Source organism: Pseudomonas sp. S1_E05, assembly GCF_056337105.1.
In genome coordinates, this window is the sequence record NZ_JBFRHM010000001.1 from 3,880,827 (window position 1) to 3,904,463 (window position 23,637).

A 23,637-nucleotide genomic window follows, 5' to 3' on the forward strand; every position below is an offset into this window, starting at 1 on the left:
ACCGTGGAGCTGATCGACACCCACACCCATCTGGACTTTCCGGACTTCGACCCTGATCGCCAGGCGTTGATCGCCCAAAGCCGCGCTCTGGGCGTGCGCCAGATGGTGGTACTGGGGGTTTATCAAGCCAATTGGCAGCGGGTCTGGGACTTGGTGCAAAGCGACCCGGACCTGCATGCGGCGTTGGGCCTGCACCCGGTGTACCTGGACCAGCATGGCCCGCAGGATCTGCACGAACTGGGTGACTGGCTGGGCCGCCTGGCCAGTCACCGCCAGCTTTGCGCTGTCGGTGAGATCGGCCTGGATTATTTCATCGAGACCCTTGATCGTGAGCGCCAACAGATTCTGTTCGAGGCCCAATTGCAATTGGCCGTCGACTTCAACCTGCCGGCGCTGATTCATGTACGACGCAGTCATGCGGCAGTGATTGCCACGCTCAAGCGCTTCAAACCCCGACGCGCGGGCATCATCCACTCCTTTGCCGGCAGCCGCGAAGAAGCGCGCGAGTACACAAGGCTCGGTTTCAAATTGGGTCTTGGCGGCGCCGCCACCTGGCCGCAGGCGCTGCGCATGCATCGGGTACTCGCCCAGTTGCCGCTGGAATCGGTAGTGCTGGAAACCGATTCACCCGACATGGCGCCGGCCATGTTTGCCGGCCAGCGCAACAGCCCTGCGCATCTGCCGGCGATCTGCGCGGCGCTGGCGCAGATCATGGCAATCAGCCCAGAGCGCCTGGCCGCGGCCAGCACAGCCAACGCCTGCGAGCTGTTCAACTGGTAGTCAGTCGGCGTGCACCTTCGCGGCTTCCAGAATCAGCGTGATGTGTTGCCGGTGCCTGGCGTATTGCACCACCACGAAGTAAATCAGAATCGCCACCAGCGAGAAGTTGACCTGTTCAACCACGCTGAGTAATCCGATCCATTCCATCACCAGCGCCACCAGCAGAGCGGTGCACACCATCACCAACGTACTGGCACGCAGCATCGCGAGGGAATCCAGGGACTTGATGCGTTTGATTTGCCTGGGGTCGTTCAGCTCCAGCGTTCTGTGGCAGTGCGAACAGGGAAATGCCTCATGGATGGCGATGGCATTGAGCTGCCAGGCTTCGAGTGGGTGGGTGCATCCACAATGGGCGCAATGGCCCTGTATTCCAGTAGTGACGACGGACATAACCGAGCCTCCTCAGGGTAGGTCAGGGTTGTGGATCATCCTTTATTGAAGACCAAAAACCAGAGCCTGGAGAGAAAGCAGATAATACCTACCCGCCGAGGTAACAAATATTACAGACGGCGCCCGAGAATCACCGGAATCTGCGCGATTTTTCCTCTTGCGGGAGCGAGCAGTCTCACTCCCACTAGAGGGGGCTCGGGGTGCGTCAGACTCGAAATGCACTGATCAGTTGCTTGAGTTCCATGACCTGGACCGACAACGCCCGGCTGGCGTCCTCCGTCTGGTGTGCGCCTTCAGCAGTACGCTCGCCGGCGCGGTTGATCTCGACGATGTTCTGGTCGATGTCGTGGGCGACGGCGGTCTGTTGCTCCACGGCCGCAGCGATCTGCTGGTTCTGATCAACGATCATTCCCACAGCGCCGAGGATGTTTTCCAGCGCCTGCTGAACCTTTTCCGACTGTCCGACCGTGCCGTTGGCCATCTGATGGCTGGTGCCCATGGCTTTCACCGCAGCGCCGACACCGCTGTGCAATTTAGCGATCATCTGTTCGATTTCTTCAGTCGATTGCTGGGTGCGCTTGGCCAAAGTCCGGACCTCGTCCGCCACCACCGCAAACCCACGCCCCTGCTCACCCGCCCTCGCCGCCTCGATAGCCGCGTTGAGCGCCAGCAGATTGGTCTGCTCGGCGATGCTTTTGATCACTTCCAGCACGCTGCTGATGGACTGGCTATCACTGGCCAGTTGGTTGATCACCAGCACCGATTGATCGATCTCGCTGGCCAGCGCAGCGATGCTGCCCTGTTGTGATTCCACCAGGCCGCGCCCGTTGATGGTTTCGTCATTGACGCTGTGGGCGCTACTGACTGCCGCAGCCGCACTGCGCGCCACTTCCTGGGAGGTGGCCGACATCTGGTTCATTGCCGTCGCCACCTGCTCGATCTGCGTGCGCTGCCCCGCCACCGCCTGGTTGCTCTGGGCCGAGACATTCTCGACCTGGCCGGCCTGCCGCTCGACCTCTGCCACGGTGTGGCCAACGCGCTCGATCAGGTCATGGATTTTTTTCACCGTGCCGTTGAACACCTCACCCAACTCGCCCAGCTCATCACGGCTGTTGGCGTTGAAGGTGACGGTCATATCGCCGGCCGCCACCTTGTCCATCATCGCGCCGAGCCGCTTGAGGGTCGTGCGGGTCGAGGCGTAGAAACCGCCGTAGAGGTAAAAAATCAGCACAAACACCACCGACAGCGCGATGGCCTGCAGCAACATGTGGGTGCGGTTTTGGCTGAGGCGCTGTTGCAACTGGGTATCGAGAAATTTCAGCGTGGCTTCATTGAGCTGATAAGTCTGGTCCATCAAGCCGGTGACCTGGTCGTAGAAAGCCTGCCATGGCGCATCCAGGGTGTCGGCCATCACCACCTGCTCCTCGAACAGTTCACTGGCCTTTTTCAGCGACGCTTTGCTGGCCTCCGCCCGGGTCGCCAGTGTTTCGCGCGCGACCTTGCTCGAACCCAATGCGTCCTGGAGCTTCAGGCTGTATTCGGCTTGCAGTTTTTCGATCTGCGCAAGCAACTCGTCGAAGCGTGTGCTCGACAACGAATTGAGAAAGCCCTGTCCCAGGGAATAGGACCCCATGGCGCGCCCATCGCCGAGCATCTGGGTGACCGGCGGTGTGATGTTGGTAATGAGCTCGGTGAGCTGACGCATGTCGCTCTGGCTGTCACGACTCAGACCCGCCTGGCTGGCGACGATCTGGCTGAAAATCTGGGCATTGCCCAGCAATTTGCCGATCAGCGCACTTTTGCTCTGCAGCGAATTTTCCGTCTGCTGAGCCTTTAACGCACTGATCATTTCATCGCGTTTACCATCGAACACGGCGATCTGTTCCGGATCGGTCGTCATCGCCGTAAGCCCTTGCAGGCGCGTCAGCAAATTCTGTTCGAGTGCGGTGATTTTCGATTCGACATGACCGGCTTTGCCTGCCTGGCCCAGGACGACGTTGATCTGCACCAGGTTGTTCAGCGTTTCCAGGTCGCGGCGCAGAGTCAGGCTGCTGCCCAGCAGATCGAGGCTCTGCAACTCCACTTGCGTGCCCTGGAATTCACGATACGAATCGCGCACCAGATAGAAGTTGGTCACCAGCATCGGCACCAGGAACAGAATGCTGATCAGGCTGAACTTCATGCCGAAGCTCAAGCGATTCATTAGCGCGACAGCGGGATAGAGCAAGCTCTTCACTGGAAGTCCCCCGTTGATTTTTTATTGTTATTGGCCGGCGCACGTCGACAGCAGATAGCCACCATTGAGTGCTGTCGTTGTATAACTCAAATCGACGGGGGGTTTTGTAACTTAAAGTTAACGGGGGCAGCCGCGGATCTGTAGCCGCAGGGAAGAACCGCGGCTACAGGAATGCGTTCAGGGAAGGACCGTCCACAGGGCAAAACCGGCGTACCAGAGCACCGCGGCCCGCAGTAGCAGCTCCCAGATCCGGTCGAGGCTATTGAGGCCATCGGGCCCGGCTACCGGCGCGGGGATTTCACCGGCCACCAGTCCGATTTTCTCGATCAGTTGAGCGGCGCTGATGTTCCAGTTCAACAGTTCGTGGAGCATGACCCGGCTCACTGCGACAAAATTGCCAACCAAGGCAAAACTGGCGGCCAGCAGGCGCACCGGCACCCAGTCGAAGGCGTGCCGCAACTGCGCCGCACACTCAACCACCGTCGGATTTTGCCCCTGCTCCTCGGCAAGGGCCAACAGGCGATAACTCAGCGCTGCCACCGGCCCCAGGAGGAAATACCAGAAGATCACCGCAAAAAAGCTCTGGTAGGCCTGCCACAGCAGGTGCCCCTGGACACGCTCCAGCAGTTGCTCGCCACTGTCGGCGCAAATATCGAGATCGCGCTTGGCCACATGCGCCGCAGCCTGCAAATCCTCCCGGCGCCAGGCATCGCGAAACGGCCCGAGACCACCCAGCAAATCACCACGCCCCAAGCTGTAAATCACCACCAGCAAATGCACCGGCAGCGCCAGCAATCCGTAGGCGACCGGGTCCAGTACCACCAGCAACAGCCCCAGCAGGGCCACCGGCAACAACACCAGGATCAGCAGCACCCACCACGGGTGATTGACCAGGCGCGGGCTGGCCTCCAGCTTGTGCAGTTCACGTACCCAACCGCCGTCACGCTGAATTTGATGGCGCAGGGCCGAGAATTTCTCGATCCACACTGCCAACAGCAACACCAGAAAACTCATCGTTGTTCCTCTTTGGCCAGGGCTGCGCGATAACGACTCCAGTCAAACGCCGGCCCCGGATCAGTCTTGCGCCCGGGAGCAATGTCGCTATGCCCGCAGATACGCTGCGTGGTGATGGCCGGGAAGGCGTCCTGCAACTGCAACGTCAATGCAGTCAATGCCTCGTATTGAGCGTCGGTGAAAGGCAGATCATCGGTGCCTTCCAGCTCGATGCCCACGGAAAAATCGTTACAGGTTTCCCGGCCTTCGAAACACGAAACACCGGCATGCCAGGCGCGTTCCAGGCACGACACGAATTGGGTGACAGTACCGTCTCGCTCAATCAGGAAGTGGGCCGACACCCGCAGTTCGGCGATCCCCTCAAAGTAGGGATGCTCTGTGACATCCAGCCGATTCTGGAAGAATTCCTGCACCTTGCCGGTGGCGAATTGCGCCGGCGGCAAGCTGATGTTGTGGATCACCAGCAGGGAGATTTCGCCCGAGGGGCGCGCATTGAAGTTGGGTGAAGGGCAAACATTCACGCCCTGGCACCAACCGCTCGCGGGGTCCAACTGCATACCGTTTCCTTCGACGTCGACTGTGTTGGCACCCAGTATGCCGCGATAGCCCCCCGTCACGCGATCACTTGCCGCGATTGAGACGCTGCAGATTATCGATCACCGACTCCAGGGCCCGATCGAACAGCAAGGTGTCATCGAGGATTCGCACGGTATGGCGGCGTATATCCAGTGCCAGGCTTTCACGGCTGCGCTCGCGCACCTTCATCCCGGTGCGATCCACGAAAATGTACTTGCCCGTGGTGTCGATGATTGCCGCCAGCTTGCAACGCAGGGTGTTTTCCTCTTCTTCCTGAAACTCTACCCAGCCCCCCACCTGCAGCCGATCAACCTGAAGCAGGCTCTCATCGTCCGCCGCCGAACCTGTATCGCCCGGCCCCTCATCGGCGTTGTGCAACTGGATTTGCTCCTGCACCTGCACCATCACCGGCGCCTCGGCCTCGGGGGCTTTTTGTTCGAACGCCTGGACGTGCAAGCTTTCCAGCTCACTGAAAAACTCGGCCGTGGCAAACGGATCGAACGCCGACCGGTTCAACCCCTCGCGCAGCGCCTTGAGCAACCCGGGCACCAGTTCCAGCAGCCGTAGCTCACTGTCGGGCTCGTCATGACGCTGCACGCTCCAGACCAATTGCTCCAGGGTCTGTACATCGGCTCGCCATTGCTCGGACTGGTCACCGTGCTTGAGGCACGTCAACAGCAAGACCTGGCTCCAGGCTTGCTGAACAAACGCCAGTACTTGCCTAGGTAGCACTTTACCCAGCAGCACCGCGTTCAATGCCTGCTCAACTTGCTGGCCGGCCAACTCGGCTCTCGCACGGCCCTCTTCGGCGTCGCGGGTGCGTTGCTCCAACAGGTCGCTGCGGCGGCGTTCGTCGCTGGTGAAAGCCAGGAATTCGGCCAACAGATCGGAAAAGATCGCCGGATCGTCGACAAAGTCGCTCAACAGGCGTTGCACGACTTGTTCGATACGCAGGTACAAGCTGTCGCGCTGATGATCGTCGCAATCGCCCCAGCCCATGGCGGCGGCGGCGATTTCGTTGAGCAGGCGCCGAGCCGGGTGACAGCCCCGACTGAAGAAACTCTTGTCCAGCACCGCTACCTTGAGCATCGGAATCTGCAGGCGACCAATCAGCGCTTTCAGCGAATCCGGCAAGTTGCGGTCATCGAGGATGCATTCGAACAACATCGTGATCAGGTTGATCACGTCTTCATCGGCGACACCCACCACTCGCGACTTGCCGCTTTTGAGGCTGACCCGGGTCAACAGCTGTTCGAGCTGGTTGCGAAGGTCGAAGTCATCCTGCACCGCAGGCGGCGGCACGTATTGCTGCAGATGCGAGAGCAGACGCAACAGGTCGCGGGTGGAGATCGGCTGAGCCTGCGCACTGACCTCCAGGGTCGGCGCTATTCGGCCACGCATGTGAAGCAGCAGCTCTTGCAGGGCGGCGAACACTTCCTGAACATCCTGATCGAGCGGCGCACTGGCTTCGGTGATTTCGGCCTGGACACTGGCCTGCGCACGATCGAGCGCGCGCCGCGCCGGAGCGGACTTGAGATCGGGCAAGATGCCGGTGGCGATCAGCAACTGGTTGGCTTCGGCGTAGAGTTGGTCGGCGTCGTTGAGCACATAACGCTCGAAAAGCTTGAGGATGATCAACTTGACCTTGATCTCCAACCCAAGATTGCGTGCCGCCTGCATGAAATACTCGCAAAGCATCGCAGGTCCCAACGGATTGTCTGCGGTCACCAATTTCTTGCCGATCAGGGTGCTGAGCCTGGCGGTCAGCTGGTCCAGCGCAAAACCGTCGCGGTTCAGCACCTTGTTGACCATGGCCTCTACCGCCAGGCTGCGCTCCAGTTCATCGCCAGAGAGCGGCGTTACCACGCCGAGGGCAGCAGGGGCCGCGATCGCCGCTTCGCTGTAGCGGGTGAGACTGACAAACGCCTCCAGCACCTGCTCAAGAAAAACCCGTTCGATATTTTTGCGCTTGAGTCGCAAGTCGCGCATGGCCTGGAAGAAGATGTTCTGTTCAACGTCCCCACGCGCACGGTCGGACATTTCGAACAACATATCATCGGCATTATCGAACAGCGCCTGCATACCGTGCCTGAGCTGGAGTACCGCCTTGTCGCGAACCTGCAGCAGAATCACGGGCACACGGGCGAGCGGCGACAATGTTGCCGAATCGGTAGTCACCTTGCGCAAAGGCACTACATTCCCATCGTTGTGCATCCCGCTCTCCTGTGGGCGTCAAAGTCATGGCGCCAAATGCAAGGCGCATTATCTTGTAAAAGAGGGCTCCAGTGCCAGCAAACTCTCTACAGACCGCAAGCAGGCACTCCAGATGGACCATCGATGGCGGCGAATGATTCACGGAAACCGAGAAAATGACGCCTTCGGAGCGACACAAGGGCGTCACATGCCTTGGGTGCGTTGCGCCAAGGCCCTATACTCGGGCCACTTTGTTTGTGGAGTCCGTTATGCCCAATCTTCGTCTCGCCGATCTCACCGCCGAAATCGAAGCCAACGTACGCCGTGCGTTGCTCGAAGATGTGGGCAGCGGCGACATCACCGCGCAACTCATCCCGGCTGAACGCCTGGCCAAAGCCACCATCATTACCCGCGACGCGGCTGTCATTGCCGGCACCGCTTGGGTAGACGCGGTGTTCCGCCAGCTGGACCCGCGTGTTGCGGTGCATTGGCAGGTGCGAGACGGCGAACGGGTCCAGCCCAACCAGGCCCTGTTCCACCTCGAAGGCCCTGCTCGCTCGTTGTTGACGGGCGAACGCAGCGCCCTGAATTTCCTGCAAATGCTCTCCGGCGTGGCCACTCGCGCTCAATACCTGGCAGATTTCGTGTCTGAAACCCAGGTAAAGCTGCTCGACACGCGCAAAACCCTGCCAGGGCTACGCCTGGCGCAAAAGTACGCCGTCACCTGCGGCGGCTGCCACAACCACCGCATCGGCCTCTACGACGCTTTCCTGATCAAGGAAAACCACATCGCCGCGTGCGGTGGCATCGCCGAGGCGATCAGCGCTGCGCACAAGATTGCGCCGGGCAAACCGGTGGAGATCGAGGTGGAAAGCCTGGCAGAGCTCAAGGAAGCACTGGCGGCCGGCGCCGATATCATCATGCTCGACGAGCTGAACCTGGATGACATGCGCGAAGCCGTGCGACTCAATGGCGGCAAGGCGAAGCTGGAGGCCAGCGGCGGAATCAACGAATCGACATTGCTGCCGATTGCGCAGACCGGGGTGGATTACATTTCCATTGGTGCAATGACCAAGGATGTGAAAGCAGTCGATCTGTCGATGCGCTTGAGTTTGTAACCCAGCGATTAGCTTCAAGCCGCAAGCCCAGGCAGGGTCACTTGCCGCTTGAGGCTCGCCGCTTGAAGCTCTCGTCAAACGACGAGATTATTCATCTCGCAGTATTCTTCCCACTCGACGCCCAACACTTCGGCCGCTTCCTTGTGCAGGGCCAGGCGCGTCGCCTCGAATTCTTCCGGGCTCGAGGTGTACTTGAGCGTCAGCTCCCACGGTTGCAGGCCCTGGGCTTCGGCTTCATCCTCGAACGCCCACTGGATCTGGTCTTTCTGATCGTCAGCGGGCAGATCCTTGATCTCGTCGGCCAATTGCGGGGATTCAAGCAGGTACTTTTTCAGCGCTTCTTCGTGCCGGGCTTCCTGGCTCAATGCTGTTACGGTCATGTCGTTCTCGCTGATCGATGGAATGGAAGATGGATCTGGATCATCTAGGATCTCTCTGACGCAAATAACCGGATGTACGGCGGTTTATCTGGCCTTCAGAACCATTCGGGGATCATCGCAAACAGGGTGGTGGTGCCCGAAACAGGAATCGAACCTGCGACCTTCGCGTTACGAGTGCGCTGCTCTACCGACTGAGCTACACGGGCAGTGGGCTAAACCTAGCACTGACGTTCAGGCCAGGCAACTTCACGATTCGTTTCGTTTTCGTGCACACAAAAAAAATGCCCCGCAACTTGCGCTGCGGGGCATTTTTCATAACGTTGGAGCGGTCAGGCGTGCGGGGTGATTAAACGCCCGAAGCCTTGGCTGCTGCCACGTCTTTGATGGACAGCTTGATACGGCCGCGGTTGTCCACGTCCAGTACCAATACTTCCACTTCCTGGCCTTCCTTGAGGATGTCGGTCACTTTCTCTACGCGAGCATCGCTCAGCATGGAGATGTGAACCAGACCGTCCTTGCCCGGCAGGATGTTAACGAACGCGCCGAAGTCGACGATGCGCTCAACCTTGCCGACGTAGATCTTACCAATTTCAGCTTCTGCGGTGATACCCAGGACGCGCTGACGAGCCGCTTCAGCCGCTTCCTTGGTTTCGCCGAAGATCTTGATCGAGCCATCGTCTTCGATGTCGATCGAAGCCTTGGTCTCTTCGCAGATCGCACGGATGGTCGCGCCGCCTTTACCGATGACATCACGGATTTTGTCGGTGTCGATTTTCATCGCGATCATGGTCGGAGCGTTGGCCGACAGTTCGGTACGCGACTGGCCAATGATCTGGTTCATCTGGCCGAGGATGTTCAGGCGCGCTTCCAGGGCTTGGCCCAGAGCGATCTCCATGATTTCTTCGGTGATGCCCTTGATCTTGATGTCCATCTGCAGCGCGGTGACGCCTTTGGCGGTACCGGCTACCTTGAAGTCCATGTCGCCCAGGTGGTCTTCGTCACCCAGGATGTCGGTCAGGACGGCGAATTTCTCGCCTTCTTTAACCAGGCCCATGGCGATACCGGCAACCGGCGCCTTCATTGGAACACCAGCGTCCATCAGGGCCAGGGAAGCGCCGCAGACCGAAGCCATCGAGCTCGAACCGTTGGATTCGGTGATTTCCGATACCACGCGGATGGTGTACGGGAACACGTCGGCAGCGGGCAGCATGGCCTGAACCGAACGACGAGCCAGACGGCCGTGACCGATTTCACGACGACCAGCGCCACCCATGCGGCCACACTCGCCTACCGAGAACGGAGGGAAGTTGTAGTGCAGCATGAACGGGTCTTTTTTCTCACCTTCCAGGGTGTCCAGCAGCTGCGCGTCACGGGCGGTGCCCAGGGTTGCAACGACCAGCGCCTGGGTTTCACCACGGGTGAACAGCGCCGAACCGTGGGTCTTTGGCAGAACACCCACTTCGATGTTCAGCGGACGAACGGTACGGGTGTCACGACCGTCGATACGTGGCTTGCCATTAACGATGTTTTCGCGAACGGTGCGGTATTCGATTTCACCGAAAGCCGCTTTGACTTCGCTGGACGAAGGCTGGCCTTCTTCACCGGACAGCTTGGCAACCACTTGATCCTTCAACTCGCCAAGACGAGCGTAACGGTCGGCCTTGACGGTGATGGTGTAAGCCTGGGAGATCGCTTCGCCGAACTCGGCACGGATAGCGCCCAGCAGTTCGGTGGCTTCAGCTTGTGGAGCCCAGGTCCAGGTCGGCTTGGCAGCTTCGGCAGCCAGCTCTTTTACCGCCTTGATCACCGACTGGAATTCGTCGTGGGCGAACAGCACAGCGCCCAGCATCTGGTCTTCGGTCAGTTCTTTGGCTTCCGATTCAACCATCAGTACGGCTTCTTCGGTACCGGCGACGACCATGTCCAGGCTGGAGGCAGCCAGTTGCTCGTAGGTCGGGTTCAGCAGGTAGCCGGTGCTTTCATGGAAAGCAACACGGGCAGCGCCGATCGGGCCATCGAAAGGAATGCCGGAGATCGCCAGCGCAGCCGAGGTACCGATCATCGCAGCGATGTCCGGATCGGTCTTCTTGCTGGTGGAAACGACGGTGCAGACAACCTGCACTTCGTTCATGAAGCCTTCTGGGAACAGCGGACGGATCGGACGGTCGATCAGTCGGGAAGTCAGGGTTTCTTTCTCGGAAGGACGGCCTTCGCGCTTGAAGAAACCGCCAGGGATCTTACCGGCAGCGTAAGTCTTTTCCTGGTAGTGAACGGACAGAGGGAAGAAGCCCTTGCCTGGATCGGCTTGCTTGGCACCGACTACGGTCACCAATACGCTGACGTCGTCGTCAACGGTGACCAATACTGCGCCGGAGGCCTGACGGGCGATACGGCCAGTCTCGAGAGTAACGGTCGACTGACCGAACTGGAATTTTTTGATTACCGGGTTCACGGTGTCCTACCTTCTTTTGTGGCTCTTGGGGGAACTTGTCTTCTTGCGAAATTCTTGGGCAATGTCGGGAATCGGCCCAACGCCTGTCCAGGGTAAAACGTGCATCCAGATAAAACTTGAGGCTGGGAGCCTGCCATACGCCAGCGGGAAACCCACTGACGTACGACAGACAACCAACCTCTAGCGCAATCGCTGATTAGCGACGCAGACCCAGGCGACCGATCAGAGCGCTGTAACGGCTCACGTCTTTGCCTTTCAGGTAGTCCAGCAGCTTACGACGCTGGTTAACCATGCGGATCAGACCACGACGGGAGTGGTGATCTTTACCGTTGGCCTTGAAGTGACCTTGCAGTTTGTTGATGTTGTGGGTCAGCAGTGCAACTTGCACTTCTGGAGAACCAGTATCACCAACAGCTTGCTGGTAGTCGGTAACGATTTGAGCTTTTTCTTCAACGCTGAGAGCCATGAGGCAATCCTTTTATCAGGAAACTGTTTCAGAGAAACAGCTTCAACAGGCCAGGGACAAATCCCTGTATCTATAAATGAGAAGTAACCGTGCCTGCTAACAGCCACCCTCGCCAGCCTGCTGTTACGCAGACCGGTTTCGGTCATTCCGACCGAATCAATCGACGCGGCGCGATGCGCCCGTCTTCGCTCACTTCACCGATTCCGATGAAGCGACCGTTGTGATCCTGTACCCGTACCATGCCGAACTTCGGAGCGTCCGGGGCGCGAACCGGTTGGCCGTTGAGCCAATAGAACGCGCTCGCTTCGGAGAACTGCAACAGCGGCCAATCCAGCAAGCCGCTGTCCGATGGCATCAGGAAGCGGTCGACCGCTTCGTTGCCGCCTTCGGCATGTACGGCTTCCAGCTCTTCGAGCGTCACCGTCTGCGCCAGCGTGAAAGGCCCGGCCTGGGTACGTCGCAGTTCTGCAACGTAAGCGCCACAACCGAGTTGCTCACCGATATCCTCCACCAGGGTGCGAATATAGGTGCCTTTGCTGCAATCCACGGCAAGCCGCGCAGTATCACCTTCGAAGGCCAGCAATTCCAAGCGCGCAATAGTAACAGAACGCGGTTCGCGCTCCACTACTTCACCTGCACGTGCGAGCTTGTACAGCGGCTGGCCATCACGCTTGAGCGCCGAGTACATTGGCGGTATCTGACTGATTTGACCTCGAAATTTCGGCAGCGCCGCTTCGACATCGGATCGACCAACGGTCACCGGACGCTCCTGCAAAACCTCACCCTCAGCATCCGCCGTGGTGGTGGTCTTGCCCAGTTGCGCCAGGGTTTCGTACCCCTTGTCGGAATCGAGCAGGTATTGCGAAAACTTGGTGGCCTCGCCGAAGCACAACGGTAATACCCCGGTGGCCAGCGGGTCGAGACTGCCGGTGTGCCCGGCCTTCTCGGCATTGAGCAGCCAGCGAACCTTCTGCAACGCCGCGTTCGAGGTAAAGCCCAGGGGCTTGTCGAGCAGAATGATGCCGCTGACGTTACGACGGATACGTTTGACCTGAGCCACCGATTACTCCTTGGTGTCTTCAGCTTGCGCCGCAACCGAGTGCTGGCTGTCTTCAGCGACCGCGCGCTCGATCAGGGCCGACAGGTGCGCGCCACGCACGACACTTTCGTCGTAGTGGAAGTGCAACTGCGGAACGCTGCGCAACTTCATTTCGCGGGCCAACTGCATACGCAGGAAACCGGCGGCGGAGTTGAGCACCTTGATGCTTTGCGCGATGTCTTCGGCGTTGTCCTGCCCCATCACCGTGATGAAGATCTTGGCGTGACCGACGTCACGGCTCACTTCAACGGCGGTGATGGTCACCAGGCCGACACGTGGATCCTTGACTTCACGACGGATCAACTGGGCCAGCTCACGCTGCATTTGATCGCCGATACGTTGGGTACGGCTGTATTCTTTTGCCATGTCTTGTTACCTGTTACTGCCCCACGGTGAAACCCGCAGGGTCTGAAAGCGGCAAACGCCCGGCCTGACGAAAGCCAGACCGGGCGTTGCGTTCAGAGCCAGGACACCGCGCCGCGCATCTGCATGCGGCGGCTTGGTGTGGCCCTTGAAGTGCGCGAGTTAGAGGCTGCGAGCAACCTGAACCTTCTCGAAGACTTCGATCTTGTCACCGACTTTGACGTCGTTGTAGCTCTTGACGCCGATACCGCATTCCATGCCGGCACGTACTTCCGAAGCGTCATCCTTGAAGCGGCGCAGGGATTCCAGCTCGCCTTCGAAGATAACGATGTCTTCACGCAGTACACGGATCGGACGGTTACGGTAAACGGTACCTTCGATCACCATGCAACCGGCGATCGCGCCAAACTTCGGCGAACGGAACACGTCACGTACTTCGGCCACACCCAGGATGTTCTCGCGAACATCGCTGCCGAGCATACCGGTCAGGGCTTTCTTGACGTCTTCGATGATGTCGTAGATCACGTTGTAGTAACGCATATCCAGACCTTCCTGCTCGACGATCTTGCGAGCGCCAGCATCGGCACGCACGTTGAAGCCGAACAGAACAGCGTTGGAAGCCAGTGCCAAGTTGGCGTCGGACTCGGTGATACCACCGACGCCGCCACCCACTACGCGCACTTGCACTTCGTCGTTGCCCAGGCCATTCAAGGCACCGTTCAACGCTTCCAACGAACCACGGACGTCGGATTTGAGGACGATGTTGAGCGTCTTCTTCTCTTCCTGGCCCATGTTTTCGAAGATGTTTTCCAGCTTGCCGGCGTGAGCGCGAGCCAGTTTGACTTCGCGGAATTTGCCTTGACGGAACAGAGCCACTTCACGGGCTTTCTTCTCGTCGGCAACCACGCTCATCTCGTCGCCAGCGTCCGGGGTACCGTCCAGGCCGAGAATCTCGACAGGGATGGCCGGACCGGCTTCCTTGATTGGCTTGCCGTTCTCGTCGAGCATGGCGCGAACGCGGCCATAGTTCGAACCGACCAGGACCATGTCGCCTTGACGCAGAGTACCGTCCTGAACCAGCACGGTAGCCACCGGGCCACGGCCCTTGTCCAGGCGCGATTCAACCACGACACCACGGCCAGGAGCGGACGGTGTGGCAGTCAATTCCAGTACTTCGGCTTGCAGCAATACGGCTTCGAGCAACTCGTCGACACCGGTACCCATCTTCGCGGAAACCGGTACGAATGGTGTGTCACCACCCCACTCTTCGGAGGTCACGCCGTGTGCCGACAGTTCGCTACGGATGCGATCGAGATCGGCGCCCGGCTTGTCGATCTTGTTCACGGCCACGACCAGCGGAACACCGGCGGCCTGAGCGTGCTGCACCGCCTCGATGGTCTGCGGCATCACGCCGTCGTCCGCCGCAACCACCAGGATCACGATGTCGGTCGCCTTGGCACCACGGGCACGCATGGCGGTAAACGCGGCGTGACCTGGGGTGTCGAGGAACGTCACCATGCCACGGTCGGTTTCAACGTGGTACGCACCGATGTGCTGGGTAATACCACCGGCTTCGCCAGCAGCAACCTTCGCACGACGGATGTAGTCGAGCAGGGAGGTCTTACCGTGGTCAACGTGGCCCATTACGGTCACGACCGGAGCACGGGAAACGGCCTCACCTTCGAACTTCAGGGACTCGGCCAGGGAATCTTCCAGGGCGGTGTCGCTGACCAGGGTCACTTTGTGGCCCAGCTCTTCAGCAACCAGTTGGGCAGTTTCCTGGTCCAGTACCTGGTTGATGGTCGCCGGCGTACCCAGCTTGAACATGAACTTGATGATTTCAGCAGCCTTGACCGACATCTGCTGGGCCAGATCGCCCACGGTGATGGTCTCGCCGATCTTCACTTCGCGCACGACAGGGCCGGTTGGGCTCTGGAAACCGTGGGCGTTGCGCTTCTTCAGCTTGGCCTTGCCGCGACCACCACGACGGAAGCCATCGCTTTCTTCGTCGGTAGTGCGTGGCGCTGCACGTGGCGCAGGTGCTTTCTCTTTGACCGTAGCGCGATGCGGAGCGTTCTTGCGCTCGCCGTCGCCAGCACCGCCGCCACGACGATTGTTGTCGTCGGCGCGTGGTTTGTCTGGACGACGCTGTTCGTCGCGCTTGCGAGCATCGGCCGCAGGTGCCGGCGCTGCCGCTGCAACCGGGGCGCTTTCACGCACAGGCTCGGCGACAGGGGCAGGCGCTGCTACAGGCTCGGCCGCAGCAACAGGCGCTTCAACCGACGCAGGCTGGCGACGCGCTTCTTCTTCGGCGCGACGCTTGGCTTCTTCTTCAGCCTTCTGACGAGCAGCATTTTCTACTGCACGGCGCTCATCCAGCTCACGCTTGCGCTCGGCTTCGATTTCTTCCGGGCTGCGCTGCACAAACACTTTCTTTTTACGAACTTCAACGCTGATGCTTTTGCTGCCAGCAACACGCAGGGTGCTGGTGGTTTTACGCTGCAGCGTAATCTTGCGTGGTTCTTCCACTTTCGCCTTGTGGCTGCTTTTCAAGTGAGTCAGCAGGGATTGCTTCTCACTGTCAGTCACATTTTCTTCGGCGGCGGTGTGCGGCAGACCTGCCTCACGCATCTGCTGCAACAGGCGCTCTACCGGTGTTTTGACCTCATCGGCCAGTTGTTTCACCGTGACTTGCGTCATGCATTTCTCTCCTCAGGCCGCGCCTAATTACTCGAACCAGTGGGCTCGGGCGGCCATGATCAACTTGCCGGCACGATCATCGTCGATGCCGTCGATGTCGAGCAGGTCGTCAATAGACTGCTCGGCCAGGTCTTCGCGGGTAATTACGCCGCGCACCGCCAGTTCCACCGCCAAATCCTTGTCCATACCCTCAAGCGAGAGCAGGTCTTCGGCCGGATGGGCGTCTGCCAGCTTTTCCTCAGTAGCGATGGCTTTGGTCAACAAGCGGTCCTTGGCACGAGCACGAAGCTCGTTGACGATTTCTTCGTCAAAGCCGTCGATGTTGAGCATTTCTTCCAACGGTACGTAGGCAATCTCTTCCAGGCTTGTGAAGCCTTCATCAACCAGCACCTGCGCCAGCTCTTCGTCGACTTCCAGCTCGTCGATGAAGTTGCGCAGGATGTCGCCAGTTTCTGCTTGCTGCTTGGCCTGGATGTCCGATTCGGTCATCACGTTCAGGGTCCAGCCAGTCAATTGGCTTGCCAGACGCACGTTCTGACCACCACGACCGATGGCCTGAGCCAGATTGTCTGCGCCAACGGCGATGTCCATTGCATGGGCATCTTCGTCAACGATAATTGCCGCAACCTCCGCCGGGGACATGGCGTTGATCACGAACTGAGCCGGGTTATCGTCCCACAGGACGATGTCCACACGCTCGCCGCCCAACTCACCCGATACCGCCTGGACGCGCGAACCGCGCATACCGATGCAGGCACCTTGTGGGTCGATGCGTTTGTCCTTGGAGCGGACGGCGATCTTGGCGCGCGAACCCGGATCACGGGACGCAGCCATCACTTCGATCAGGCCTTCAGCAATTTCCGGCACTTCGATACGGAACAGCTCGATCAGCATTTCCGGCGCGGTACGCGACAAGATTAGCTGCGGGCCGCGGTTCTCGGTGCGGATTTCCTTGAGCAGGGCACGCAAACGCACGCCAACCCGGAAGGTTTCGCGAGAGATGATGTCTTCGCGGGCCAGCAACGCTTCAGCGTTGTTGCCCAGGTCGACGATCACGTTGTCGCGGGTCACTTTCTTCACGGTGCCGGAGATGATTTCCCCCAGGCGCTCGCGATAGGCGTCAACGACTTGAGCACGCTCGGCTTCGCGAACTTTCTGCACGATGACCTGCTTGGCAGTCTGTGCAGCGATGCGGCCGAATTCGATGGACTCGATCTTTTCTTCGACGACGTCACCGACCTTGGCGCCAGGATGCGTTTGCGCAACCTTGCTCGGCCAGGTTTCGATCGCAGGATCGTCCAGATCGTCTTCCTCGACGACTGTCCAGCGACGGAAAGTCTCGTAGGCACCGGTGTGGCGGTTGATTTCCACACGCAGATCGACCTCATCCTCGAAACGCTTTTTGGTAGCAGTGGCCAAAGCCAGCTCCAGCGCTTCAAAAATCACACTTGCCGGTACACCCTTTTCATTGGATACCGACTCAACTACCAGCAGTACTTCTTTGCTCATCGTACGCCTCGCCTTTCGCAAGCCATTGGATCCGCGGGATCCGCGTCTCAGTCAAAACTGGGAATAATGTTGGCCTTGTCGATCATATCGATCGGCAACAGGAACTCGTGGTCTTCTACCTGCACCACTACGTCCTGCTCTTCTACGCCGCGCAGAAGGCCCTGAAAGTTGCGTCGACCTTCAAAAGGCGAGCGCAGCTTGATCTTCACTTGTTCACCGGCATGCGAGGCAAACTGTTCCAAGGTGAACAGTGGGCGATCCATGCCAGGAGAGGAAACCTCAAGGGCGTATTCAGAACTGATCGGGTCTTCGACATCAAGAACTGCGCTGACCTGATGACTCACCTTGGTGCAGTCCTCGATCAGAATGCCGCCTTCTTTATCGATGTAGACTCGCAAGACCGAATGTTTGCCTTGAGAGATGAATTCGATCCCCCAGCATTGATAGCCAAGAGCCTCGACTACCGGGGCCAACAAGGCCTGCAGCTGTTCTAGCTTGCTCGACACCTGAACCCCCTCGTGCATGCTTTGCAAATAAAAAATGGGCAAAAAGCCCACGTGAGATCGCCATTGAAAATCGGCGTCAAAAGTATTCAGCTAACAAAAAAGCCCCTGAATAGGGGCTCCTGAAACTGGTTGCGGGGGCCGGATTTGAACCGACGACCTTCGGGTTATGAGCCCGACGAGCTACCAGACTGCTCCACCCCGCGACAAAGCTGGGGCGGAAGTATACGACTGAACACCCTACAGGGTCAATGTAACCTTCCACCTGCAAGAAAGCCCGCAACAGCGGGCTCTCCTGACTAATTGGTACCGAGAAGGGGACTCGAACCCCTACACCCTATGGGCACAACCACCTCAAGGTTGCGTGTCTACCAATTCCACCACCTCGGCAATACTACGTTTGAAACCCTTCTTACTTCTGCTCTTGAGCTGGAGGCACGTCAGTCGCTGGAGTAGCCGACTTTTGCTCTTGAAGCACCGGGACATCATCAGAAGCCGGTTGTTGCTTTGGTACTTCCAACACTGCCGGGTTAGGCAAACCTACTTGAGTCAGCTGGTGAGCTTTCTCTTTAGCAAAGTAACCTAACCCTAAGCTGGTTATGAAGAAACCGGCGGCAAGTATAGCAGTAAACTTACTAAGAAAGGTAGAGGAACCTTGGCTTCCGAACACAGTATTTGAAGCACCTGCCCCGAAAGACGCACCAGCGTCCGCACCTTTACCCTGCTGCAGCAATACGAGAGCAACTACGCCCAATGCACCCAGCAGATGAAAAACGACTACGACTGTTTCCAGCATTTTTTCAGTTTCCCGCGGCGCGACAAATCGCACCGAACTCATCTGCATTCAGGGAAGCTCCACCAATGAGCCCCCCATCGATATCCGGCATGCCGAACAGTTCGACCGCATTGGCCGCCTTCACGCTGCCGCCGTATAGAAGCCGCACACCTTGCGCGACTTCAGAATTCTTTGCCGCCAACTGAGCGCGGATGGCTGCATGCACATCCTGCGCCTGTTGCGGCGAAGCAGTCAGCCCGGTACCAATGGCCCAGACCGGCTCGTAAGCAATGACTGCCTTGGCAAAAGCGCCGACACCCAGCTCATCGACAATGCTGCCCAGCTGCTGCGAGACCACTTCAAGAGTTTTCCCCGCTTCGCGCTGCTCGAGGGTTTCCCCTACACACAACACCGGAATCAAGCCACTTGCCTGCGCCGCTGCAAACTTGCGAACCAGCATTGCATCCTGCTCGCCCATGATCTGGCGGCGTTCCGAGTGCCCAACAAGCACCAGGGAGCAACCTGCATCCACCAATTGACTCGGCGAAATCTCGCCAGTCAAAGCACCCTGCCCGGATTCCACCGCGGAGTTCTGGCCGCCGACCGAAATCGACTTGCCTTTCAAGCCATCAATCACTTGATTGATATACAAGGAAGGCGGGAACACCGCGACATCAACACCGCCAGACAAAGCCATTTGACTCAGGCCGTCGATCAGCTCAGCGACGCTGGCGCGGGTACCGTGCATCTTCCAGTTACCAGCTACCATAGGGCGACGCATGCTGTACCTCGTCGGTCAAAGTGGGCGCAGATGTTACCCAACACAATCATGGCTGGCAAGCCGAATTCAGGCAGAAACTTCAGTAACCAGTTTTGCCAGCTCTTCGGCATAGCCGCGAACCAGGGTTTCGTCCTCGCCTTCAACCATGACACGCACCAATGGCTCGGTGCCGGACTTGCGCAACAGCACACGCCCGCGCCCCGCCATGGCCTTGGTGACACGCTCGCTGGCCTCTTTCACCGCTGCATGCTCGAGCGGGCTCGCACCGCCACCGAAACGTACATTGATGAGCACTTGAGGACATTTGCGCAGCGACTGCCGAGCCTGACCCAAGGTTTCGGATCGGGTCTTGAGCGCCATCAGCACCTGCAGCGCCGCAATGATCGCATCCCCGGTCGTGGTGTGATTGAAGCAGACGATGTGACCCGAATTTTCGCCACCGACCAGCCAGTTGCGCTCCAGCAGATCCGCAATGACATAACGGTCGCCGACATTGGCACGCACGAACGGAATCGACAGGTCCGCCAACGCCAGTTCCAGCCCCAGGTTGCTCATCAAGGTCCCGACCACGCCGCCTTTGAGGCAATTACGCTCATGCAGGTCGCGAGCAATGATGTACAGCAACTCATCGCCATCGACGACCGCGCCCGTGTGGTCAACCATCAGCACCCGGTCGCCATCACCATCGAACGCAATACCCAGATCGGCATGCTCAGCCAGGACCGCTGCCTGCAGCGGCCCCATGTGCGTCGAGCCGCAGTTGTCGTTGATGTTGAGGCCGTTGGGCTGCGCCGAAAGCACAACAACGTCGGCACCCAACTCACGAAACACGCTCGGCGCCACTTTGTAGGTTGCACCGTGGGCACAATCGATCACGATCTTCATGCCGGCGAAGCTGGTGCCGGTCGGTACGCTGCTCTTGCAGAACTCGATGTAACGGCCCGAGGCGTCATTGATGCGCGACACCTTGCCAATCTTGCTCGACTCCACCACCGTCATCGGGGTATCGAGCAACTCTTCGATCATGTGCTCGACTTCATCCGGCAACTTGGTGCCCTTGCCGGAGAAGAACTTGATGCCGTTGTCATCGTGAGGGTTGTGCGAAGCACTGATCACGATGCCGGCCTCGGCGTGGAACGTGCGCGTCAGGTAAGCGATAGCCGGTGTTGGCATAGGCCCCAGCAGCATCACGTCGGCGCCCGCCGACGTCAGCCCGGCTTCAAGCGCTGATTCGAACATATACCCGGAAATCCGCGTGTCCTTGCCTACCAAGACCTTGCAGGCACCCATTTTGCGGAATGCCATGCCCGCTGCCCATCCGAGCTTGAGCATGAATTCAGGGGTAATCGGGTATTCGCCGACCCGACCGCGAATGCCGTCGGTGCCAAAGTATTTCTTAGTCATAAGTGCTCCATGTTTCTTATTCGGCTGATTCCACTGCAGCGATCATGCGCACGATGTCGACAGTCTCGGCCACATCATGGACGCGCAATATACGCGCCCCCTTGATAGATGCCAGTGCCGCGAGCGCCAGGCCACCCGACAGTCGCTCATCGACCGGGCGATTCAAGGCCTGACCAATCATGCTCTTGCGCGAAACCCCAACCAACAGGGGCCTTTCGAAGACATGCAGGGCTTCCATATGCTTGAACAAGCTTAGATTGTGCTGCAGGTTTTTTGCGAAGCCAAAACCCGGGTCGAGGATGATCCGCTCTGCCGGAATACCTGCCGCAGCACACTGCGCCATGCGCTCAGCGAGAAACGCAGCAACCTCCCGGGTGACGTCCTGATAGTGCGGATTATCCTGCATATCACCCGGTTCTCCGAGCATATGCATCAGGCAGACCGGCAAACCGGTATCCGCCGCCGCGTCCAGCGCGCCCTCACGACGCAGCGCACGAACGTCATTGATCAATCCCGCCCCGAGGCGCGCCGTTTCGCGCATGACCGCAGGAGTGGAGGTGTCGACCGAAATGATCACATCCAGCTCGCGATGGATGCGCTCGACAATCGGAGCCACCCGCTCAAGCTCCTCGAGCGGCGAAACCGCTCTGGCGCCAGGCCGGGTAGACTCGCCGCCGACATCGATCAGCGTCGCGCCCGCCAGCACCATGGCTTCGGCATGACGCAAGGCCGCATCGAGATGGCTGTATCGGCCGCCATCGGAGAAGGAATCGGGGGTGACATTGAGAATGCCCATGACATGCGTATGGGCCAAATCAAGAACCCGGTTGCCACAAGGCAACCGGGTCGAGGACTGAACAGAAGTCATTTCAAACCTTAAACGTCAGCAGCTGGACCGCCGATCGGGGCTTCCGGACGAGGATCCTGCACTGGCGGCGGTGTACCGGCGCCGCCCGACCAGTCGCGAGGCTCGCGAGGAGCACGGCCCGCCATGATGTCGTCGATCTGTTCAGCATCGATCGTTTCGTACTTCATCAGGGCATCGGCCATGGCATCGAGCTTGTCACGGTTATCCGTGAGGATCTGCTTGGCGGTGCCGTAGCACTGGTCAATGATACTGCGCACTTCGGAGTCGATAAGCTTGGCTGTTTCACCCGAGAAGCTGGCGCTCTGACCACCACCGCCACGACCGAGGAACACCTCGCCCTCTTCTTCGGCGTACATCAAGGGACCGAGTTTTTCCGACAAGCCCCACTTGGTCACCATGTTTCGTGCAATCTGGCTGGCACGCATGATGTCGTTGGATGCGCCAGTGGTCACACCATCGAAGCCCAAGGTCATTTCTTCGGCGATACGGCCACCGTATAGCGAGCAGATCTGACTGATCAAGGCACGCTTGGACAGACTGTAGCGGTCTTCTTCGGGCAGGAACATGGTCACACCCAGCGCACGACCACGTGGAATGATCGATACCTTATAGACCGGATCATGCTCGGGAACCATGCGACCAACGATGGCATGACCTGCCTCGTGGTAAGCGGTGTTCTGCTTCTCTTTTTCCGACATGACCATGGATTTGCGCTCGGCGCCCATCATGATCTTGTCCTTGGCCAGCTCGAACTCTTTCATCTCCACGATGCGCTTGCCAGCACGTGCGGCGAACAAAGAGGCTTCGTTGACCAGATTGGCGAGGTCCGCACCGGAGAAACCAGGAGTACCACGAGCAATAACCGCTGGAGCGACATCGTCACCCATTGGCACTTTGCGCATGTGAACCTTGAGAATCTGCTCGCGACCGCGGATATCCGGCAGACCGACCACTACCTGACGGTCGAAACGGCCAGGACGCAGCAACGCCGGGTCCAGAACGTCCGGACGGTTGGTTGCAGCGATGACGATGATGCCGTCGTTCATCTCAAAGCCGTCCATCTCTACCAGCAACTGGTTGAGGGTCTGCTCGCGCTCGTCGTGACCGCCGCCCATGCCAGCGCCACGATGGCGACCGACGGCGTCGATTTCGTCGATGAAGATGATGCACGGTGCGTGTTTCTTGGCCTGCTCGAACATATCCCGAACACGACTGGCACCGACACCGACGAACATTTCGACGAAATCGGAACCGGAAATGGTGAAGAACGGCACCTTGGCTTCACCGGCAATCGCCTTGGCCAGCAAGGTTTTACCGGTACCCGGAGGACCAACCATCAGCACACCGCGAGGAATACGACCGCCCAGTCGCTGGAATTTGCCCGGATCGCGAAGGAACTCAACCAGCTCGCCGACTTCTTCCTTGGCTTCATCGCAACCGGCGACGTCAGCCAGGGTAGTTTTCACCTGATCTTCGGACAGCAGGCGCGCCTTGCTCTTGCCAAAGCTCATCGGCCCGCCCTTGCCGCCAGCACCACCTTGCATCTGGCGCATGAAGAACATGAACACGGCGATGATCACCAGGATCGGGAAGCTGGCAACCAGTAGCTGGGTCCAGATGCTTTGCTGCTCGGGCTGCTTGCCTTCAACCACCACGTGGTTGTCTACGAGGTCGCCGATCAGGCCGTTGTCCTGGATTGCAGGACGAATGGTCTTGAAGCTGTCGCCATCGTTGCGCTTGCCGGTGATCACGTAGCCGTCAACCGCTACGCGCTCGACCTTGCCATCCTTGACCTGCTGGATGAAGTCGGAATAGTTGAGGGTCTGCGGCTCGTTAGGGCTGGAGAAGTTGTTCATCACCGTCACCAGGACAGCCGCGATGATCAACCACAGGATCAAATTCTTTGCCATATCGTTCAATTAACTACCCTCTGAAGCAAGCTCCGCTAATGGCGCGCGCTTCGCATGATATTCACCGGCCTAACTTACTACATTACGTACGGCTTGGCAGGCGCCGTCTGTAACCCTTTG

The 23,637-nt window shown here is 58.9% G+C and carries 20 protein-coding genes, 3 tRNA genes and 1 pseudogene; 2 read left to right on the top strand and 22 right to left on the bottom strand.

What is annotated here, in order from left to right; translation table 11 throughout:
• Positions 1-3 precede the first annotated feature (3 nt).
• Positions 4-780 carry a TatD family hydrolase gene (locus AB4N33_RS18015; protein ID WP_476457908.1) on the top strand — a complete coding sequence of 259 codons (777 nt, stop codon included), beginning with the start codon at positions 4-6 and terminating at the stop codon, positions 778-780.
• Here AB4N33_RS18015 and AB4N33_RS18020 read toward each other — a convergent pair whose 3' ends face one another.
• From AB4N33_RS18020 to AB4N33_RS18045, 6 genes and pseudogenes are all read right to left on the bottom strand, one after another.
• Positions 781-1,170, bottom strand: coding sequence for a hypothetical protein (locus tag AB4N33_RS18020; RefSeq protein WP_460118216.1), 390 nt, complete (start codon positions 1,168-1,170; stop codon positions 781-783). It lies immediately after the preceding gene.
• Between the two features lie 205 nt (positions 1,171-1,375).
• The gene (locus AB4N33_RS18025; RefSeq protein ID WP_460126819.1) at positions 1,376-2,305 is read right to left on the bottom strand and encodes a methyl-accepting chemotaxis protein; all 930 of its coding nucleotides are present in this window, start codon (positions 2,303-2,305) and stop codon (positions 1,376-1,378) included.
• Positions 2,282-3,373: pseudogene (locus AB4N33_RS18030) on the bottom strand (methyl-accepting chemotaxis protein); the annotation flags it as partial. The pseudogene AB4N33_RS18030 and the gene AB4N33_RS18025, both read right to left, overlap by 24 nt.
• A 210-nt stretch (positions 3,374-3,583) precedes the next feature.
• Positions 3,584-4,420: a regulatory signaling modulator protein AmpE gene (gene ampE, locus AB4N33_RS18035; protein WP_476457909.1), complete on the bottom strand. Its 837-nt coding sequence runs from the start codon at positions 4,418-4,420 to the stop codon at positions 3,584-3,586.
• Positions 4,417-4,977: a 1,6-anhydro-N-acetylmuramyl-L-alanine amidase AmpD gene (ampD, locus tag AB4N33_RS18040; protein WP_460118220.1), complete on the bottom strand. Its 561-nt coding sequence runs from the start codon at positions 4,975-4,977 to the stop codon at positions 4,417-4,419. Before ampD ends, ampE begins: the two co-directional genes overlap by 4 nt.
• A 64-nt stretch (positions 4,978-5,041) precedes the next feature.
• Positions 5,042-7,210: a DUF1631 domain-containing protein gene (locus tag AB4N33_RS18045; protein ID WP_476457910.1), complete on the bottom strand. Its 2,169-nt coding sequence runs from the start codon at positions 7,208-7,210 to the stop codon at positions 5,042-5,044.
• Positions 7,211-7,458: 248 nt separating this feature from the next.
• On the opposite strand from AB4N33_RS18045, the gene nadC reads away from it, so the two are divergent.
• Positions 7,459-8,307 (top strand): carboxylating nicotinate-nucleotide diphosphorylase, encoded by an 849-nt coding sequence (gene nadC / locus AB4N33_RS18050; protein ID WP_460118224.1) that lies wholly within the window; start codon positions 7,459-7,461, stop codon positions 8,305-8,307.
• A 74-nt stretch (positions 8,308-8,381) separates the two neighbouring features.
• Here nadC and AB4N33_RS18055 read toward each other — a convergent pair whose 3' ends face one another.
• From AB4N33_RS18055 to ftsH, 16 genes are all read right to left on the bottom strand, one after another.
• Positions 8,382-8,687 (bottom strand): DUF6388 family protein, encoded by a 306-nt coding sequence (locus tag AB4N33_RS18055; protein WP_460118226.1) that lies wholly within the window; start codon positions 8,685-8,687, stop codon positions 8,382-8,384.
• 130 nt (positions 8,688-8,817) lie between these two features.
• Positions 8,818-8,893 (bottom strand) — tRNA-Thr (locus AB4N33_RS18060).
• 140 nt (positions 8,894-9,033) lie between these two features.
• Entirely contained in the window at positions 9,034-11,139 is a 2,106-nt protein-coding gene (pnp, locus tag AB4N33_RS18065) for a polyribonucleotide nucleotidyltransferase (protein ID WP_368556984.1), read from the bottom strand.
• A gap of 196 nt (positions 11,140-11,335) precedes the next feature.
• Entirely contained in the window at positions 11,336-11,605 is a 270-nt protein-coding gene (gene rpsO / locus AB4N33_RS18070) for a 30S ribosomal protein S15 (RefSeq protein ID WP_460118228.1), read from the bottom strand.
• Between the two features lie 142 nt (positions 11,606-11,747).
• A complete protein-coding gene (truB, locus tag AB4N33_RS18075; RefSeq protein WP_460118231.1) occupies positions 11,748-12,665 on the bottom strand; it encodes a tRNA pseudouridine(55) synthase TruB in 918 nt (305 codons plus the stop codon).
• Positions 12,666-12,668: 3 nt separating this feature from the next.
• Positions 12,669-13,070, bottom strand: a complete 402-nt coding sequence (rbfA, locus tag AB4N33_RS18080) for a 30S ribosome-binding factor RbfA (RefSeq protein ID WP_460140304.1) — start codon at positions 13,068-13,070, stop codon at positions 12,669-12,671.
• Positions 13,071-13,229: 159 nt separating this feature from the next.
• Positions 13,230-15,767, bottom strand: coding sequence for a translation initiation factor IF-2 (gene infB, locus AB4N33_RS18085; protein WP_460140305.1), 2,538 nt, complete (start codon positions 15,765-15,767; stop codon positions 13,230-13,232).
• 27 nt (positions 15,768-15,794) lie between these two features.
• Positions 15,795-17,276 carry a transcription termination factor NusA gene (nusA, locus tag AB4N33_RS18090; protein ID WP_460118237.1) on the bottom strand — a complete coding sequence of 494 codons (1,482 nt, stop codon included), beginning with the start codon at positions 17,274-17,276 and terminating at the stop codon, positions 15,795-15,797.
• 47 nt (positions 17,277-17,323) lie between these two features.
• The gene (gene rimP / locus AB4N33_RS18095; protein WP_460126821.1) at positions 17,324-17,782 is read right to left on the bottom strand and encodes a ribosome maturation factor RimP; all 459 of its coding nucleotides are present in this window, start codon (positions 17,780-17,782) and stop codon (positions 17,324-17,326) included.
• 126 nt (positions 17,783-17,908) lie between these two features.
• Positions 17,909-17,985, bottom strand: a tRNA-Met gene (locus AB4N33_RS18100).
• A gap of 98 nt (positions 17,986-18,083) precedes the next feature.
• Positions 18,084-18,169 (bottom strand) — tRNA-Leu (locus AB4N33_RS18105).
• 22 nt (positions 18,170-18,191) lie between these two features.
• Entirely contained in the window at positions 18,192-18,575 is a 384-nt protein-coding gene (secG, locus tag AB4N33_RS18110; protein ID WP_017336473.1) for a preprotein translocase subunit SecG, read from the bottom strand.
• Positions 18,576-18,579: 4 nt separating this feature from the next.
• Positions 18,580-19,335, bottom strand: coding sequence for a triose-phosphate isomerase (gene tpiA / locus AB4N33_RS18115; RefSeq protein ID WP_460118239.1), 756 nt, complete (start codon positions 19,333-19,335; stop codon positions 18,580-18,582).
• 66 nt (positions 19,336-19,401) lie between these two features.
• Entirely contained in the window at positions 19,402-20,739 is a 1,338-nt protein-coding gene (glmM, locus tag AB4N33_RS18120) for a phosphoglucosamine mutase (RefSeq protein ID WP_460118241.1), read from the bottom strand.
• Positions 20,740-20,755: 16 nt separating this feature from the next.
• The gene (folP, locus tag AB4N33_RS18125; protein WP_476457911.1) at positions 20,756-21,607 is read right to left on the bottom strand and encodes a dihydropteroate synthase; all 852 of its coding nucleotides are present in this window, start codon (positions 21,605-21,607) and stop codon (positions 20,756-20,758) included.
• A gap of 8 nt (positions 21,608-21,615) precedes the next feature.
• On the bottom strand, positions 21,616-23,517 hold the full coding sequence (ftsH, locus tag AB4N33_RS18130) for an ATP-dependent zinc metalloprotease FtsH (protein ID WP_460140307.1): 1,902 nt from the start codon (positions 23,515-23,517) through the stop codon (positions 21,616-21,618).
• Positions 23,518-23,637: the final 120 nt, after the last annotated feature.